Source organism: Candidatus Parakkermansia intestinigallinarum, assembly GCF_944389695.1.
In the GTDB taxonomy this organism is placed as follows: Bacteria; Verrucomicrobiota; Verrucomicrobiia; order Verrucomicrobiales; family Akkermansiaceae; genus Akkermansia; species Akkermansia intestinigallinarum.
In genome coordinates, this window is sequence record NZ_CALXNG010000040.1 from 1 (window position 1) to 14,927 (window position 14,927).

The window sequence follows — 14,927 nt, forward strand, 5'->3', positions numbered from 1 at the left end:
AAAATCAAGCCTCCATTTTTTGTATACTCAAGGAGCCGTCAAAACGACTGCGCCTTGAAACTTTGGGACAGGTGTGGATGCAGACGCAAGAAGGGCTTGATTCCGAGGCGTCTCTGCGGTAGCTTTAGGCCACGAGTATGAACAACTTGATCATTCGCTGCCGCCTCTTCGGGATTCCGACCAGCATCCACCCGTCCGTGTTTCTCATTTTGCTGCTGCTGGGCTCGGGCATGTCTGCGTCGGGGTCGGTGGATGTGTCTGTCATGCTGTTTTTCGTTGTCTCCGGGCTGCTTTGCCTGATCAGTCACGAGCTCGGACACGCACTGACGGCGAAGTTGGGCTACGGGGCTCATCCGCAGATTTCGATTGCTTGGCTGGGCGGCGTAACGGAGACGGATCAGGCGCCGCCGACGCGTGCGCTGGCCCTGATGATGACGCTGGCCGGCCCGCTGGCGACGCTGCTGCCCGGGTTGGTCTGCATCCTGCTCCTCGGCGCTCAGATCGGCAGCGTCGGTACGGCGCTGGGCTGGACGGCTTATCAGGTGCTGCCCTTCGACTGGGGCGCACCGCTTCTGGAATCGCTGGGTGACCTCGATGCGGCTCTGCGCATCGAGGAGCAGAACCGGGCGCTTCTGCTCTTTTATCTGATCACCAACATGATCGGGTTGTTCTGGTGCGTTCTCAACCTCGTCCCGGCGCTGCCTCTCGACGGCGGGCATGTCTGCGCCATGCTGTCGCGCAGCCTGCTGACGGCAGCGCGCGTCGGCGTCGTGTCCGGTGCCGTGGCCGCCGTTCTCTTGGGCTGGTACACGCAATCGGTCTGGAATCTTCTGCTTTTCGGCTGGCTGGCCTACTACAACTACAAGCTCATGCGCCATTTTTCAGGCCGCTGAGCGGCTATGCTCATGGACAAGGCAAGGCCGCAACCCCGCGAAAGGAGGGTTGCGGCCTTGTCTTGTGTTCGGCAGCTTGCCCGGTGAGGCCCCGCGAGAGGGGAAAGGGCGAGCCGCGCCGGGCGCTGCGCTGAGCTATACCGTGAGGAGTCTGCATGCGTCGCCTGCCGCTCAGAGGCGGCAGCAGCGCTGGCGCAGCAGGTGGTCGCAGAGCACGAGCCTCGCCATGGCTTCGACGACGGGGACGGCGCGCGGCAGCACGCAGGGGTCATGGCGGCCTTTGCCGCGCAGCGTGACTTCTTCGCCTCGGTCGTTGACGGTGCGCTGCTCGATCATGAGGGTGGCGGTGGGCTTGAAGGCGAGGCGCATGTTGATGTCTTCGCCGTTGCTGATGCCGCCCTGCACGCCGCCGGAGCGGTTGGTGAGGGTGCGTACGCGGCCGTCTTTGATGCAGTAGGGGTCATTGTGTTCGCTGCCGCGGTAGTCGGGGGCATCAAATCCGCTGCCGAGGTCGAAGCCCTTGCAGGCCGGGATGCTCATCATGGCGTGCGCGAGGGTGGCTTCGAGTTTGTCGAAGACGGGATCGCCGAGGCCGACGGGGCAGCGGCGAATGGTGCAGGCAACGATGCCGCCCAGCGAGTCGCCTGCGGCGCGGGCTTCGCGGATGGCGGCAGCCATGCGCTCGGCGACGGCGGGATCGGCACAGCGCACGATGTTGCCCTCGACGACGTCGCGCTTCACGTCCGCCGGAGCTACGCCGCAGCTGATGCGATGCACGCGCTGCACCCAAGCGATGATTTCAAGCTCGGGGCACAGGGCGCTCAGGACGGCGCCCGCTACGGCTCCGGCGGCGACGCGACCGATGGTCTCTCGCGCACTGGCGCGTCCGCCGCCTGCCCAAGCGCGCCGCCCGTACTTGGCGTCGTAGCAGTAGTCGGCATGCGAGGGGCGGTAGGTGTGCTGCATCTCGTCGTAGGCCGAGGAGCGGTGGTCTTTGTTGCGGACGGACAGGGCGATGGGCGTGCCGAGGCTCAGGCCGTCGAGCACGCCGCTGAGGATCTCGACGCGGTCCTCTTCGCTGCGCGGGGTGACGATGTCGCTCTGCCCCGGGCGGCGGCGATCGAGCTCTGCCTGGATGGCTTCTCGGCTGACGGGGACGCCGGCCGGGCAGCCGTCGATGACGACGCCGACGCCGGCGCCGTGCGATTCGCCCCAAGTGCTGATGCGGAAGATGTGGCCAAAGTTGCTGGACATGGTGATGTGTGCGGCGGCATTATAGCTTTTCGGGGCTCGCGGTGCAAGGCGAATTGCCGCGCGGCCTCGCTGAAAAGCCAATGGGCCGGGCGCCCGGAGGCGTCCGGCCCATCAAGAGGCTCGGGGTGGAACCAGAATCAGCGCTTGCTGAACTGGAAGCGCTTGCGTGCGCCCGGACGGCCGGCCTTCTTGCGCTCCTTCATGCGGGAGTCGCGGGTCAGGAGGCCCTGCTCGCGAAGGGCGGAGCGATACTCCTCATCGATCATGACGAGAGCACGAGCGATAGCCAGGCTCATGGCGCCGGTCTGGCCGTGGATGCCGCCACCCTTGGTGACGAGACGCACGTCGTACTTCTTGATCGTGTTGGTGGCGTAGAAGGGCTGCAGGACGACGTTCTGCAGGGCGTCGGTCACGAGGTACTCCTCGAAACCGCGGCGGTTGATGGTGATCTTGCCGGTCTGCCCCTCTTCAACGGGGGTGAGCCAGGCATGAGCGACAGCCTCCTTGCGGCGGCCGGTGGCATTGTAGGGAGTAACGGAACTCATGGCTTATATGAAGTTAGGCAATCGTGACGGCTTCGGGATTCTGAGCGGCGTGCGGATGCTCGGCGCCGGTGTAGACCTTGAGGCGGACGGCCTGAGCGCGACCCTGACGGGTGTGCGGCACCATGCCGAGGACGGCGTGCTCGACAATCATCTCGGGATGCGTCTTGCGAAGCTTGGCGGGGGTGGTCACAACCTGATTGCCAACGTAGCCGGTATAGCGGGTGTAGATCTTGGCGCGCTCCTTGTTGCCGGTCAGCACGACCTTGTCGGCGTTGACGATGATGACGTAGTCACCGCAGTCCACGTGGGGGGTGAAGATCGTCTTGTTCTTACCGCGAAGCAGATTGGCTGCTTCAACCGCGACCTGACCGAGCACCTTGTCGGCGGCGTCGATCACATACCATTTGCGCTCAATATCCTGGGCTTTGGCAGAGAAGGTTTTCATGTTTGTTGATGTTTTCCGGTTTAGGCTTTCGCCTTCGAACCTCTTAGTTCGGGGCGGATACTCTACCCTTGAATGAGTCTTTTGTCAATGCCATTTTGCGATTTCGGGTGTTTTTTTTCGATTTTGCGGCGCCAAACAGGAAAAAGCGCTTGCCATCAGGCTCGCCTGAGATTAAACTATTCGCGCCCCGCGCGCCTGCGCATCGGGCGCAACATCAGGTTATATATCACTCCATGGCTAATCCCCCCAACAATCGCGGCGGCAAGGCGCCGCAGCGCAACAATGCCTCCCGCGGCGGCAATGCCCGAGGAGGTGCCCGCCCCGTCTCCACCCCCGCCCCGATGAAGCCGAAGAAGGCTGACGATGACGGCGAGGGCGAGATCGAGATGGAAGGCGTGGTCTCTGCCGTGCTCGCCGGCACGATGTTTCGCGTGAAGGTGGCCAACGGCCACGAGTTTCTCGCGCACATCTCGGGCAAGATGCGCAAGCGCTTCATCCGCCTCGTCGTCGGTGACCGCGTGAAGATTGAGGTGTCGCCTTACGATATGAGCAAGGCTCGCATCACCTTCCGCTTGGGTTGACGACGTCTGCGGCCGCTTTTTCGCCGCGCCGCGCCCGCCTTTTGATCGCCCCTGCACGCTGCGTGCAGGGGTTTTTGTTTGCTCTGAGCTCCGGGTTGGAGGACCCGGCCGGGGAGTCGGCAAGGGGAGCCGACCGAGGGAAAGCGTCCGGCCCCCCTGCCCCCCTCGCTCTCCCCTGTCCCCCTCGCTCCTCCTGCCCCTCACTCCTCCTGTCCCCCTCCTCCTGCGCTCCTCGCTCCCCAAACGGCAAGCGCCCCGCATCCGTACGGGATGCGGGGCGCCGCGAAATGACATCGTCTGATACGCTTGTCTTTACCAGAACAGGATGTAGAGGGCGAGAGTCAGCACGATCACCACGGCACCGAAGATCTTGGCGCGCGCGGAGGTCTTCATCTCGATGATACCCTTGTCCTGCAGGATGACGGCTTCGCCGCCGCGCAGGTGATTGACGAGAGTCATGATGGCGCCGACCAAGCAGATGACCAAGAAGGAGATGGCCATGCGGTTGAGGAAGGAGCCGAGCAGCAGAGTCATCGTCTCGTTGTGCTCCGGAATCGGGATCATCTTGAGGATGCCGTAGACGACGGCACCCAGCGCAATGCCCAGCCAGCCGAAGATGCGCGGGCACTTCGGCACGAAGAAGCCGAAGAGGAACACCGCGAGCACGCCCGGGCTCAGGAAGCCTTGGAACTCCTGAATGAAGGTGAAGATGCCGCCGAAGGCGGGGTTATCCAGATAGGGAGCAATGACGGTGGCGATGAGGGCGAGGACGAGCACGGACCAACGACCCACGGAAACGAGCTGGGCGGAGGAGGCGGGCTTGCCCGTCAGCTCCTTGGCCTTGCCGTAGATGTCCATCGTGAAGAGCGTCGAGGCCGAGTTGAACATCGAGGCCAGCGAGCTCACGACGGCACCGAAGAGGGCAGCCAGCACGAACCAAGCCCAGCCGGTGCCCGGCAGCAGGCGGCGCAGCAGGGTGGCGAAGGCGGAGTCGTAGTGGTAGCCGACCATCTTCGAGGTGACGTTGTAGTCGGCGGTGTTGCTGCGAGCGCTCTCGGTGATCTTCGCATCGATGGCAACCAGAGCTTTGGCAGCCACGCTGCGCTCTTCCGTCGCGGAAGGATGAATGGCCTTGAGGGCGGCGGCAGCTTGGTCGAGCTCGGCCCTCTGCTCAGGCGTCGCCTTGGCGACGTCGGCGTTGTGGCGAAGCTGTTCGACGCATTGGTCGGCCACTTCGGCGCGCACAAGGCGCTCCACCGTGATGGTGTAGATGGGCTCCCTGCCGCTCTTGGCTTTCTCATCGGCCGCGGCTTTCACGACCTGATCGGCGCGGTTATCGGCAATGGACTTGAGGTCGCCGCGGAAGAGGTTGTAGGCCAGAATGCCCGGAATAATCACCACGAAGGGCACCAGCAGCTTGAGGAAGGCGGCGAAGACGACGCCGAGCTGGCCTTCCTCGAGGCTCTTGGAAGCCAGCGTGCGCTGCATGATGTACTGGTTGAGACCCCAGTAGAAGAAGTTCGGGATCCAGAGACCCAGCAGGTAAACCGTCCAAGGCATGGTGGGATCGTCGTCCGGGCGCATCATGTGCATCTTGCCGGCGATGCCGTTGATCGAGGAGGTGGCGTCGCCGTCGTTGAGCATCCAGAGGCGTGCGGCGCCGTCGACGAGGGCGTTGCCGGTGCTCTGCATGGCGCCGGCGACATCGCCGTTGACCATGTTGGTGGCCGAGATGGAGGCCGAATCAATCACGTCGTGTGCGGTGGCCGGATCGACGTTGCCGAGGGCATTGAGCGCGAAGTAGGCGACGACGGCGCCGCCGAGCAGAAGGCCGGAGCCCCAGATGAGGTCCGTCCAGGCGCAGGCCTTCAGGCCGCCGATGTAGACGTAAACGGTGGCGCAGACCGCAATGATGATGCAGCCCGTCGTCACCGGCAGGTCAAAGTAGACGGAGACCACGGTGGAGCCGGCGTAGATGACGGCGGCGGTGGGCACACCCACGAGGATGAGGAGGTTTGCAATGGCCATCGTCACGCGGGCGACGCCGTTGAAGCGCTCTTCGAGGAACTGCGGGATGGTGAAGACGCCGCGCTTGAGCAGCATGGGCAGGAAGCTGAAGGCCACGATCACGAGCACGATGGCGGCCAGCCATTCGTAGCCGGCGATGGCGATGCCGAGCCAGTCAGAGGCCTGACCGCTCATGCCGACAAACTGTTCGGTGGAGATGTTGGCAGCCAGCAGCGAGAAGCCGACGAGCCACCAGCTCAGGCCGCGGCCGGCCAGGAAGTAATCGGCGACGCCTCCCTCTTTGGATGCGCCTTCCTCTTTCTTCTTGTCACCGGCGCCGGACTTCCAGATACCCAGACCGATGACGCCCGCGACGACGATGCAGAAGACGAGCATTTCCCACAGGGGCAGCGGGTCGACTTTCTCGACGTTGGCGGACGGGCTCTCACCGGCGACTGCCGTTGCGGCCTCAGCAGCCGGAGCGGGAGCAGGTTCGGGAGCCGTTGCGGCGTCAGCGGCCGGGGCGGGAGCAGGCTCGGGAGCCGGAGCGGCGTCAACCGCCGGAGCGGGAGCAGGCTCGGGAGCCGGGGTGACGTCAACCGCCGGGGCGGGAGCGGGCTCCGGCTGCACGGCGGGCGTATCTTGCGCGGTTGCGCCGAAGCTCAGGAGAGCCAGGGCGCTCAGTGTTGCAAACAATTGCTTCATAAGTCGTACTGTTGGAATCAGGCCTTGTAGAGCACGCGGGCGCCTTCGCCCGGGCGGGTGACAAGGTAGGTGGTTTCAATACCGAGCTCTTGGCGGTAAGCCTCGAGCATTTCGCGGGCGACCTGCTCGACGTCATCGCTCTTGACGAGGGCGACGATGCAGCCGCCGAAGCCGCCGCCGGTCATGCGGGCGCCGTAGACGGAGGCCGCCGAGGGGATGGTGTCGGCCAGGCTGACGAGTTTGTCGACTTCGGCGCAGGAGACCTCAAAGTCGTCCTTGAGCGAGGCATGCGAGCCGCGCATGGCGACGCCGGCCGCCTCCCAGTCGCCCTTCTCAACGGCCTCGGCGAAGGCGGCAACGCGAATGTTTTCACCGATGACGTGGCGGGCGCGGCGGTAGCAGAGGTCGCCGAGCTCGGCTTTCTTCTCTTCGAGCATCTCGAGCGTGGCTTCGCGCAGGGAGGGAACACCGAGGATGGCGCAGGCGTCTTCGCAGTTCTTGCGGCGGGCAGCGTAGCCGCCGTCGGCCAGAGAGTGTTTGACGGCTGAGTCGATGACGAGCACGCTGACGCTCGGATCCGTCATGGGGATGAGCTTGTAGGAGAGGTCTTTGCAGTCGAGCATCAGGGCGTGATCCTTGCGTCCGTTGGCCGAGATGAACTGGTCCATGATGCCGCAGGGAACGTTGACGAACTCGTGCTCGGTGGCCTGGCCGATGAGGGCGCGCTCGGTCGGGCTGACATCAGCGCCGCAGAGGGCCGCCAGAGCGGTGCAGGTGGCAACCTCGAAGGCCGCGCTGGAGGAGAGGCCGCCGCCGCGCGGGACGTTGGAGTCGATGAGCATGTCGACGGGCGGCACCTTGATGCCGCGGCGCTCGAGCATGCAGATGACGCCGCGCACGTAGTTGCTCCAGAAGGGTTCGCCGGGTTTGTCGGCATCGGCGGGCTCAATTTCAATCATGGTGTCGCCCAAAGATCCGATCCAGCGGTGCTTGCCGGTGGGAGAGAGAGCCACGGCCACAACATTGATGTTGTTGAGGGCCATGGGTAAGACAAAGCCGTTGTTGTAGTCGGTGTGCTCGCCAATGAGGTTCACACGACCGGGAGAGGCGGCTACGACAGTGGGTTTGTGTCCGAAATACTCCTCAAAGTAGGGAGAGATGGTTTCGACACTGATTTCGCGTTGCTCTAAGTCCATAGCAGATGAAGGCTATCATATTCACACCCTGAAGTAAATCATAAACTTCCGAACGATGGGGAATTTTGTCGAACACATGGCGGATAACGCCGTCCGCAAGGCCGTCGGCAAGGCAGGCGACAGGGCGGGAAGCAGAGCGAGAGACAGAGCAGGCGGCGAGGCAGGCGGCAGGGCGGAGCTCCGACGGGCGCGCGGCGGAGGCTGCAAGCATCGAGCCGCCCCGACGCGCGACGGGGCGGCTCGATCATGGGGAAAGGAGGCGGCGATCCCTCCGCGGAAAGCGCAGAGAGGCTTGCCGGGCTTACCAAGAGAGCGCGGCTATGGCTTCCTTCATCTCGCGCACGGCGGCCTCGAGGCCGATGAAGACGGCACGCGCAATGAGGGTGTGACCGATATTCAGTTCGCTGAGGTGGGGCACGCGGCTGAGTTCGGCGAGGTTGGCGATCCGGATGCCGTGGCCGGCGTGAACGTCCAGGCCGAGCTTGTGCCCGCATTCGGCGGCGCTGATGAGGCGCTGCACTTCGGCTTCGCGCTCGGCGCCGAGGGTGTTGGAGAAGCGGCCGGTGTGCAGCTCGATCATCGGGGCTCCGATGGCGGCTCCGGCTTCGATTTGCGCGGGCTCGGGGTCGATGAAGAGGCTGACGCGGCTACCGTTGCCCTGAAGAGCCGCGATGAGTTCGCGCAGCAGGTCGGCATGGCCGATGACGTCGAGGCCGCCCTCCGTCGTCACCTCCTGACGGCGCTCCGGAACGAGGCATACGTAGTCGGGCTTGAGCTTCAGGGCGAACTCGAGCATGGACTCGGTAGCGCCCATCTCGAGGTTGAGCGGCAGGGGGATGTCGCGCCGCACGGCGAAGGCATCGCGGTCTTGCATGTGGCGGCGGTCTTCGCGCACATGCAGGGTGATTGAGTCGGCTCCGCCGGCAAGGGCGGCGCGGGCGGCATCGAGAACCGAGGGCTCGGCATGGTGAGCGTCGGGCATGCCGGCATAGCGTGCCTGACGCAGGGTGGCGACGTGGTCGATATTGACTCCGAGTAACATGGTGGTGATGGGGATGGGTGTTTGAGGATGTCGGGGAGGCGAGTGCGCGGGGATGAGCCGCGTTCGGCTCGCTGAAAACGGGATTCCCCCGAGGCCGGACGCCCCGGGGGAATGATGAGGGGATGGGGCACTCTCCCTGCCGTTTAGTGCAGGAAGTGGCGCACGCCGGTGAAGACCATGGCGATGCCGGCCGCGTTGGCGGCGTCGATCACCTCTTGGTCGCGGATGGAGCCGCCGGGCTGGATGCAGGCGGTGGCGCCGGCGTCGATGGCCGTCTGAAGGCCGTCGGCGAAGGGGAAGAGCCCGTCGGAGGCGATGACGCTGCCCTTGAGGTCGAGACCCGCCTGACCGGCCTTCCACACGGCAATCTTGGCGGAGTCGACGCGGCTCATCTGGCCGGCGCCGATGCCGAGGGTGCCGTTCTTGTCGGTGAAGACGATGGCGTTGGAGTGAACCTGCTTGCAGACGCGCCAAGCGAAGCGCAGCGCTTCGAGCTCATCGGCGGTGGGCACGCGGTTCGTGACGACCTTGCTCTCGAGGTCCTCGAGGCCGAGGGCCTGATCGTCGCGCTTCATCGTCATGACGCCGCCGGGGGCCGTGCGGATCATGGGCAGGCGGCAGGACTCGAGCCAAGCCTGCATGTTGATGCGCATGATGCGGCAGTTCTTCTTCTTCTGCAGGATGGCGCGGGCCTCGGGCTCGTAGTCAGGGGCGATGATGACGTCGGTGAAGATGGCGCCGACGATGCGGGCGAGCGCCTCAGTCATCGGGCGGTTCATGACGATGACGCCGCCGAAGGGAGCCTGCGTGTCCGTCTGGTAGGCGCGCTTCCAAGCCTCGACGAGGTCCTCATCATCCTGACCGACGCCGCAGGGGTTGGTGTGTTTGAGGATGCCGACGGTCGGGCGGCGGAAGTTCATGATGAGCGAAGCGGCCGCGTCGAGGTCGAGGATGTTGGTGTAGGAGAGCTCCTTGCCCTGAAGCTGGGTGAAAATCTTGTCGAAGTTGCCGTAGAGCACGCTGGGCTGGTGGGGGTTGTCGCCGTAGCGCAGCGTCTGGCAGAAGGGCAGCGAGAGGGTCAGGTTGTTCTTGATGCTGTCTTCGGAGCGGTGGCCGAGGAAGTTCGAGATGGCGGTGTCGTACGACGAGGTGCGCATGAACACCTTGACGGCGAGCTTCTCGCGGGTCTTGAGCGTGGTGTTGCCCTGGTGGTTCTCCATCTCCTCCAGCACGGTGTCGTAGTCGGCGGGGTCGCAGACGACGGTGACCGATGCGTAGTTCTTGGCGGCGGAGCGCAGCATCGAGGGGCCGCCGATGTCGATTTTCTCAATGGCCTCGGCGAGAGTCACGCCCTCTTTGGCGACGGTCTCTTCAAAGGGATAGAGGTTGACGCAGACGAGGTCGATGGTGGGGATGTTGTTTTCGGCCGCCTGCTTGCGGTGCTCTTCGAGGTCGCGGCGCTGCAGCAGGCCGCCGTGCACCTTGGGATGAAGCGTCTTGACGCGGCCGTCAAAGAGCTCGGGGGCTCCGGTGTAGTCGGAGATTTCGGTGACGGGAAGCCCGAGTTCCTTGAGGTACTTGCAGGTGCCGCCGGTTGAAATCAGCTGAACATTCTGGGCAACGAGGCCCCGGGCAAACCTTTCGAGCCCGGTCTTGTCCGAGACGGACAGCAGGGCGCGTTCAATTTTCATCGTTTCCATGAGTCAAATGAGGGTTAACCGCACAGGCGGCGCCCAAGGGTACACCTGCTGCGCGGGAAATTCAAGTCCAAAATCGCGAGGGCTCCGACGCCTAACGAGACGCAGCGAGCGTCGCAGCGGCGGGATCAGGCAAGGGGCGAGCTGCCTGCGTCGGCCGCGGCGGCGGCGTCATCCGCCTCGGGCGAGGCATCAAGCTCGTCGAAGGCGTCCGTCTCGGCATCATCCGCAGCGCTGTCGGAGGGCTCACCGACGTCTGCATCCTCATCGCCGACTTCGGCGCCATCGCCCTCATCGCCCTCATCGCTTTCGAGCCAATCGTCGTCGAGCTCGACCGTCTCAGCGCCGGGAGCCGGGCTCGGGGCGGGCTCATCGGCACCGGGTACGGGAGCGGCAGGAGCCGCAGGAGCCGCGGGCGCGGCAGAAGAGGCAGGCGCGGCGGCTTTGGTCGGAGCGGATGCGGGAAGCGCGGCGGCAGCTTCCGCGGCAACACCGCCTTGATCGGTCGGCAGGAAGCGACCCGTCACCCACCAGTGCCGCAGAGTGAGTCCGGCGTAAAAGGCTCCGCCCAGCATCACCGCCATGTAGAGCAGAATGAGGACACGCAGGTAAAGAGGCTCGGGAGCGGAACCGACACCGTAAGGCGAGCCGGAGCCGACGCGGCGGCCGGACGGGACGCGCAATTTGCGGGGTGCCGGCTCACTGCCCGCGGTCTTCCCCGCCTCGTTGCCCGAGGCTTTTCCCGCAGCGGCAGCAGGCTCACGGCCCGAGGCTTTTTCCGAGGCAGCCGCCTCACCGCTCGGGGCTTTTCGCTCTGCGGCGGGCTCACCGCTCGCGTTTTTCTCGGCGGCAGCGGGCTCGGGCTGATGATCGGGCTGATGCTCAGGAGGCGTCGGCGATGAGGGGGAGGCGGCGGCATCGAGCGGCGTCAGAGGAGCCGCAGGGCGCCCATCGGCGGGCTTATCCGCCTCCGCAGCGGCAGTCGGGGCAGCGCCCTGCACCAAGGACTCGGCGATGGCCGCGAGGTCGATTTTGGCCGCGCTCTGCGTCTCGGGGTCAAAGACGAGGCTTGCTTCGCCGATGCGGTAGACGTCGCCGCGCCGCAGGATGCGGCTCTCGATGCGCTCACCGTTGCAAAGGGTGCCGTTGGTCGAATTTTCGTCGATGATGGTGTACTCGCCTCCCTTGCCCTCGATGCGGCAGTGGCGCCCGGAAAGCCCCAGAACGTCGGGCATGCTGATGAGGCAGTCGTCCGAGCGCCCGATGCTTACGACGCTGTCGGCTTCGCTCGGCAGGCGATATTTCTGCCGCGAGCCGTCTTTTTTCGTGATGAAGATGACTGCCATGTTGCTTCAGTATGCCAGAGCCCCGCGCAAAATCAAGCTCATAATTCAGGAAGCGCATCGCGAATGCCGGCGTCGATGGCGCGCAGCGCGAAGCGGATCTCCTCTTCAGTGATGCAGAGAGGCGGCATCAGGACGATGGTGTCGTGCGTGCACGGGCGGGTGAGCAGGCCGTGCCGCCGCATGGCGATGCAGGCTTTTTCGCCCGCGCGGTCATCCTGCGCGAAGGGCGTGCCGTCCGCACGTGCGACGTCGATACCCAAAATCATGCCGCAGGAGCGCACGGCGCTGACCCAAGGGTTGTTGCGCTCCAGTTCGGCACCGAGCTCGGCCAGAAGCTGCATCTTGGGCGGCAGATTCTCGAGCACCCTCTCGTTCTCAAAAACGTCGAGGCTCGCCATAGCCGCCGCGCAGCCGATGGGGTGCGCCGTGAAGCTGTGGCCGTAGTAAAAGGTTTTGTTCTCGCTGCAGGCGCCGATGAACTTGTCAAAGACGGCCTCGGTGGTCAGGCAGGCGGCCAGCGGGGTGTAGCCGCTGGTGAGGCCCTTGGCACAGCAGAGGAAGTCGGGGATGACGCCTTCGTTCATGCAGGCGAAAAGCTTGCCCGTGCGCCCGAAGCCGGTCATCACTTCGTCGCAGATGAGGTAGATACCCTGCTCGTCGCAGAAGCGCCGCAGGTCGCGCAGCAGCCCCTTCGGCCAGGGAGTCATGCGGTTGACGCCCTGAATGACGGGCTCGATGATGACGGCGGTGACGCTGCGGATGAACTCGGGCGACAGGGCGCGGAGTTCGTCGAGGCTGTTCACGTGGGTCACCTCGATGCCGAAGCCCTTGAAGCGATCAAAGAAGGTGCCGACGCCGCCCAGCGAGGCGGCTCCCATGGTGTCGCCGTGGTAGCAGTTGCTGAAGGCGACGAAGTGGCGCCGATGCTCTTCGCCCGGGGTTTGAACGCGGCTCTGGAAGGCCATTTTGAGGGCGGATTCGATGGCCGTCGAACCGTCGTCGGAGAAAAAGACGCGCGTGAGCGTGTCCTTCGGGAAGTAGGAGCAGAGGCGCGTGGCGAGATCGCTGGCCAAGCCGTGGGCAAAGCCGAGGTAGCTGCTGTGGCAAATGATGCCGGCCTGCCGCCGGATGGCCTCGACGATATGCGGGTGGCAGTGGCCGTGAATGTTCACCCAGATGGAGCTGTTGCCGTCGAGGTAGCGGCGGCCGAGGGTGTCCGTCAGCCACACGCCCTTGCCCGATTCGATCATGAGAATCTCGGCCTCCTTCCCCCAGAGAGCTTGAGGGGTGAAGGGGTGCCAGCAGTGGGCGAGGTCGCGTTGAATCCAAATATCGGTCTGTTGCGGTGAAGCCATGGTGATGTCCTGATGTTGAGTGCGGAGGAGTCTGCGGGAAATACAGCGGTGTCTGCGGAAAGTGCGGCGGTGCTTGCGGAGAGTTCGGCTGTGCTTGCGGGGAGCGCGGCGGTGCCGATGCGGGGGCATCGACGGCGGCGCGGAACGAGTCGGCGCCGGGGACGCGCGGCTCAGCCCTCGTCCTCCTCGTTGTCGGCGACCACGCGGGTGGTGAAGCGCATGAGCTCGGCGCGGAAGGAAAGCGGCACATCGCCGGTGGGGCCGTTGCGGTTCTTGGCGAGAATGAGCATGGCGTCGTCGCCCATCTCCTCGCGCTCCTCCTCCGTCTCGGCGTAGTAGCGCTTCCGATAAAGCAGGCCGATCATGTCGGCATCCTGTTCGATGGCGCCCGATTCGCGCAGGTCGCTCATCTGGGGCGTGCCCTTGTTGCGCCCCGTGCGGTTTTCCGGGCCGCGGTTGAGCTGAGCCAGCACGACGATGGGCACGTTGAGCTCTTTGGCCAGGCTCTTGAGCCCGCCCGAGATTTCGGCGATTTCACGCTCGCGGCTGTTCTGCGCCTGCTTCGTGTGCGAGCGCATGAGCTGCAGGTAGTCGATGCCGATGACGGCCAGTTCGGGATTCTCGCGCTGCACGCGCCGCGCTTTGGCGCGAAGCTCGGAAATCGAAATGGCGGCCGTGTCGTCGATGATGAGTTTGCTGACCTGAAGCTCCTTGATGGCGTCGCGCAGGCACTTCATGTCCTTCTGCGGGATGTGTCCCTTGTTGATTTGCAGCTGCTGCTTGCTCACGCCGCTGCGCGCGTAGAGCAGGCGTTCGACGAGCTGCACGCTGGGCATTTCACAGGAGAAGCAGAGCGCGGGCTTCTTCTCATCGAGCACAATGTGCTCAATGATGTTGAGCAGGTAAGAGGTCTTGCCCATCGACGGACGCGCCGCGATGACGAAAAGCTCGCCGCCCTTGAGCCCGTTGATCATGCGATCCAGCCTCTCGAAGCCCGTGCGCAGGCCGAGGATGTCGCCGTCGGAAATCATCATGCGCTCCAGATTGTCCACCGCGCGGCGGATGTCCTCCTTAAGGCTCCATTCCGCGCCCTTGGTCGCACTCTGGCGAATGTGCAACACGTCCTGCTCGGTCTGATCGAGCAAATCTTCGATTTCACCCTCCTGTCGGTAGGCGGCATCCGTCGCTTTGTTGGCCGTCAGGATGATGGAGCGGCGGATGTATTTCTCCTTGAGAATCTCGAAATGCTGCTCGTAGAGTGCCGTCGTCGTCGCATACGAGAAAACCTCCATCAGGCCGGCGTGGCCGCCCACGGCCTCCAGCGTCCGTTGATCATCGAGCTGCTGCGCCACCGACGTCACATCGACGGAGAGCCCCTTGTCGTAGCGCTGGCGGAAAACATCCCAGAGGAGGCGGTGCGCCGGCACGTAGAAGTAATCGCCGGTCATGCCGTCGGAGATGCAGCGCGAGATGATGTTGGTCGGGTCGATCGTCATCATCGAGAGCAAGCTCTTCTCCACCGGAGGAGCCTGAGGCATCACCAAGCCCTCGGGCCGCGGTATCTCGGCGGCCCGCAGGTCGACACTCTCCGGTTTTTCAGCACTCATGAGGAAACGTCAGCGTTCGAGTCAAAGGATGAGAAGAGCCACCGCAGCGCAGCGAAGGCTCGGCGGTCGAAGCGCCGCCATTCTACCCTCCCCTGCCGCCCTTGGCAAGTTCAAAACGGTGCTCGGATGCCTTTGCCGCCGTCGACGAAGCCGCCACAGGGGCGGAATCTCGGCAGAAAAATCACACCTGTCCCAAAGTTTGAGCAGGGGGGAAAAGGGATGCAGTAATCATGCGGGTTGTCGGGCAAGGAGAG

Annotated in this window: 12 protein-coding genes; 2 read left to right on the forward strand and 10 right to left on the reverse strand. The window is 64.5% G+C overall.

All coding sequences use genetic code 11. The features are described 5' to 3' along the window. Positions 1-137: 137 nt before the first annotated feature. Positions 138-893 (forward strand): site-2 protease family protein, encoded by a 756-nt coding sequence (locus AC6UAL_RS08910; protein ID WP_500683030.1) that lies wholly within the window; start codon positions 138-140, stop codon positions 891-893. A 171-nt stretch (positions 894-1,064) separates the two neighbouring features. On the opposite strand, the gene aroC is transcribed toward AC6UAL_RS08910, so the two are convergent. From aroC to rplM, 3 genes are all read right to left on the reverse strand, one after another. Further along, the gene (gene aroC, locus AC6UAL_RS08915; RefSeq protein WP_500683031.1) at positions 1,065-2,147 is read right to left on the reverse strand and encodes a chorismate synthase; all 1,083 of its coding nucleotides are present in this window, start codon (positions 2,145-2,147) and stop codon (positions 1,065-1,067) included. A 137-nt stretch (positions 2,148-2,284) separates the two neighbouring features. Next, positions 2,285-2,692 carry a 30S ribosomal protein S9 gene (rpsI, locus tag AC6UAL_RS08920; RefSeq protein WP_500683032.1) on the reverse strand — a complete coding sequence of 136 codons (408 nt, stop codon included), beginning with the start codon at positions 2,690-2,692 and terminating at the stop codon, positions 2,285-2,287. 13 nt (positions 2,693-2,705) lie between these two features. After that, positions 2,706-3,137 carry a 50S ribosomal protein L13 gene (gene rplM, locus AC6UAL_RS08925; protein ID WP_500683033.1) on the reverse strand — a complete coding sequence of 144 codons (432 nt, stop codon included), beginning with the start codon at positions 3,135-3,137 and terminating at the stop codon, positions 2,706-2,708. Between the two features lie 341 nt (positions 3,138-3,478). Here rplM and infA point away from each other — a divergent pair, with 341 nt between their 5' ends. Continuing rightward, positions 3,479-3,718: a translation initiation factor IF-1 gene (gene infA / locus AC6UAL_RS08930; protein WP_500683040.1), complete on the forward strand. Its 240-nt coding sequence runs from the start codon at positions 3,479-3,481 to the stop codon at positions 3,716-3,718. A 312-nt stretch (positions 3,719-4,030) separates the two neighbouring features. Here infA and AC6UAL_RS08935 read toward each other — a convergent pair whose 3' ends face one another. From AC6UAL_RS08935 to dnaB, 7 genes are all read right to left on the reverse strand, one after another. Beyond that, entirely contained in the window at positions 4,031-6,430 is a 2,400-nt protein-coding gene (locus AC6UAL_RS08935; RefSeq protein ID WP_500683034.1) for a sodium:solute symporter family transporter, read from the reverse strand. 17 nt (positions 6,431-6,447) lie between these two features. Beyond that, the gene (galK, locus tag AC6UAL_RS08940) at positions 6,448-7,626 is read right to left on the reverse strand and encodes a galactokinase (protein ID WP_500683035.1); all 1,179 of its coding nucleotides are present in this window, start codon (positions 7,624-7,626) and stop codon (positions 6,448-6,450) included. 301 nt (positions 7,627-7,927) lie between these two features. Further along, positions 7,928-8,668 carry a pyridoxine 5'-phosphate synthase gene (locus AC6UAL_RS08945; RefSeq protein WP_500683036.1) on the reverse strand — a complete coding sequence of 247 codons (741 nt, stop codon included), beginning with the start codon at positions 8,666-8,668 and terminating at the stop codon, positions 7,928-7,930. Between the two features lie 143 nt (positions 8,669-8,811). Next, positions 8,812-10,359, reverse strand: coding sequence for a bifunctional phosphoribosylaminoimidazolecarboxamide formyltransferase/IMP cyclohydrolase (purH, locus tag AC6UAL_RS08950; protein WP_500683041.1), 1,548 nt, complete (start codon positions 10,357-10,359; stop codon positions 8,812-8,814). A gap of 134 nt (positions 10,360-10,493) precedes the next feature. Then, positions 10,494-11,711: an FHA domain-containing protein gene (locus AC6UAL_RS08955; RefSeq protein WP_500683037.1), complete on the reverse strand. Its 1,218-nt coding sequence runs from the start codon at positions 11,709-11,711 to the stop codon at positions 10,494-10,496. A gap of 38 nt (positions 11,712-11,749) precedes the next feature. Continuing rightward, positions 11,750-13,066: an adenosylmethionine--8-amino-7-oxononanoate transaminase gene (gene bioA, locus AC6UAL_RS08960; RefSeq protein ID WP_500683038.1), complete on the reverse strand. Its 1,317-nt coding sequence runs from the start codon at positions 13,064-13,066 to the stop codon at positions 11,750-11,752. Between the two features lie 170 nt (positions 13,067-13,236). Further along, entirely contained in the window at positions 13,237-14,673 is a 1,437-nt protein-coding gene (gene dnaB, locus AC6UAL_RS08965) for a replicative DNA helicase (protein WP_500683039.1), read from the reverse strand. Between the last annotated feature and the right edge of the window lie 254 nt (positions 14,674-14,927).

What these genes read in the sequence shown, in the direction of transcription:
- AC6UAL_RS08910 (WP_500683030.1), top strand. Translation starts at nt 138, where the DNA reads ATGAACAACTTGATCATTCGCTGCCGCCTCTTCGGGATTCCGACCAGC.
- aroC (WP_500683031.1), bottom strand. Translation starts at nt 2,147, where the DNA reads ATGTCCAGCAACTTTGGCCACATCTTCCGCATCAGCACTTGGGGCGAA.
- rpsI (WP_500683032.1), bottom strand. Translation starts at nt 2,692, where the DNA reads ATGAGTTCCGTTACTCCCTACAATGCCACCGGCCGCCGCAAGGAGGCT.
- rplM (WP_500683033.1), bottom strand. Translation starts at nt 3,137, where the DNA reads ATGAAAACCTTCTCTGCCAAAGCCCAGGATATTGAGCGCAAATGGTAT.
- infA (WP_500683040.1), top strand. Translation starts at nt 3,479, where the DNA reads ATGAAGCCGAAGAAGGCTGACGATGACGGCGAGGGCGAGATCGAGATG.
- AC6UAL_RS08935 (WP_500683034.1), bottom strand. Translation starts at nt 6,430, where the DNA reads ATGAAGCAATTGTTTGCAACACTGAGCGCCCTGGCTCTCCTGAGCTTC.
- galK (WP_500683035.1), bottom strand. Translation starts at nt 7,626, where the DNA reads ATGGACTTAGAGCAACGCGAAATCAGTGTCGAAACCATCTCTCCCTAC.
- AC6UAL_RS08945 (WP_500683036.1), bottom strand. Translation starts at nt 8,668, where the DNA reads ATGTTACTCGGAGTCAATATCGACCACGTCGCCACCCTGCGTCAGGCA.
- purH (WP_500683041.1), bottom strand. Translation starts at nt 10,359, where the DNA reads ATGAAAATTGAACGCGCCCTGCTGTCCGTCTCGGACAAGACCGGGCTC.
- AC6UAL_RS08955 (WP_500683037.1), bottom strand. Translation starts at nt 11,711, where the DNA reads ATGGCAGTCATCTTCATCACGAAAAAAGACGGCTCGCGGCAGAAATAT.
- bioA (WP_500683038.1), bottom strand. Translation starts at nt 13,066, where the DNA reads ATGGCTTCACCGCAACAGACCGATATTTGGATTCAACGCGACCTCGCC.
- dnaB (WP_500683039.1), bottom strand. Translation starts at nt 14,673, where the DNA reads ATGAGTGCTGAAAAACCGGAGAGTGTCGACCTGCGGGCCGCCGAGATA.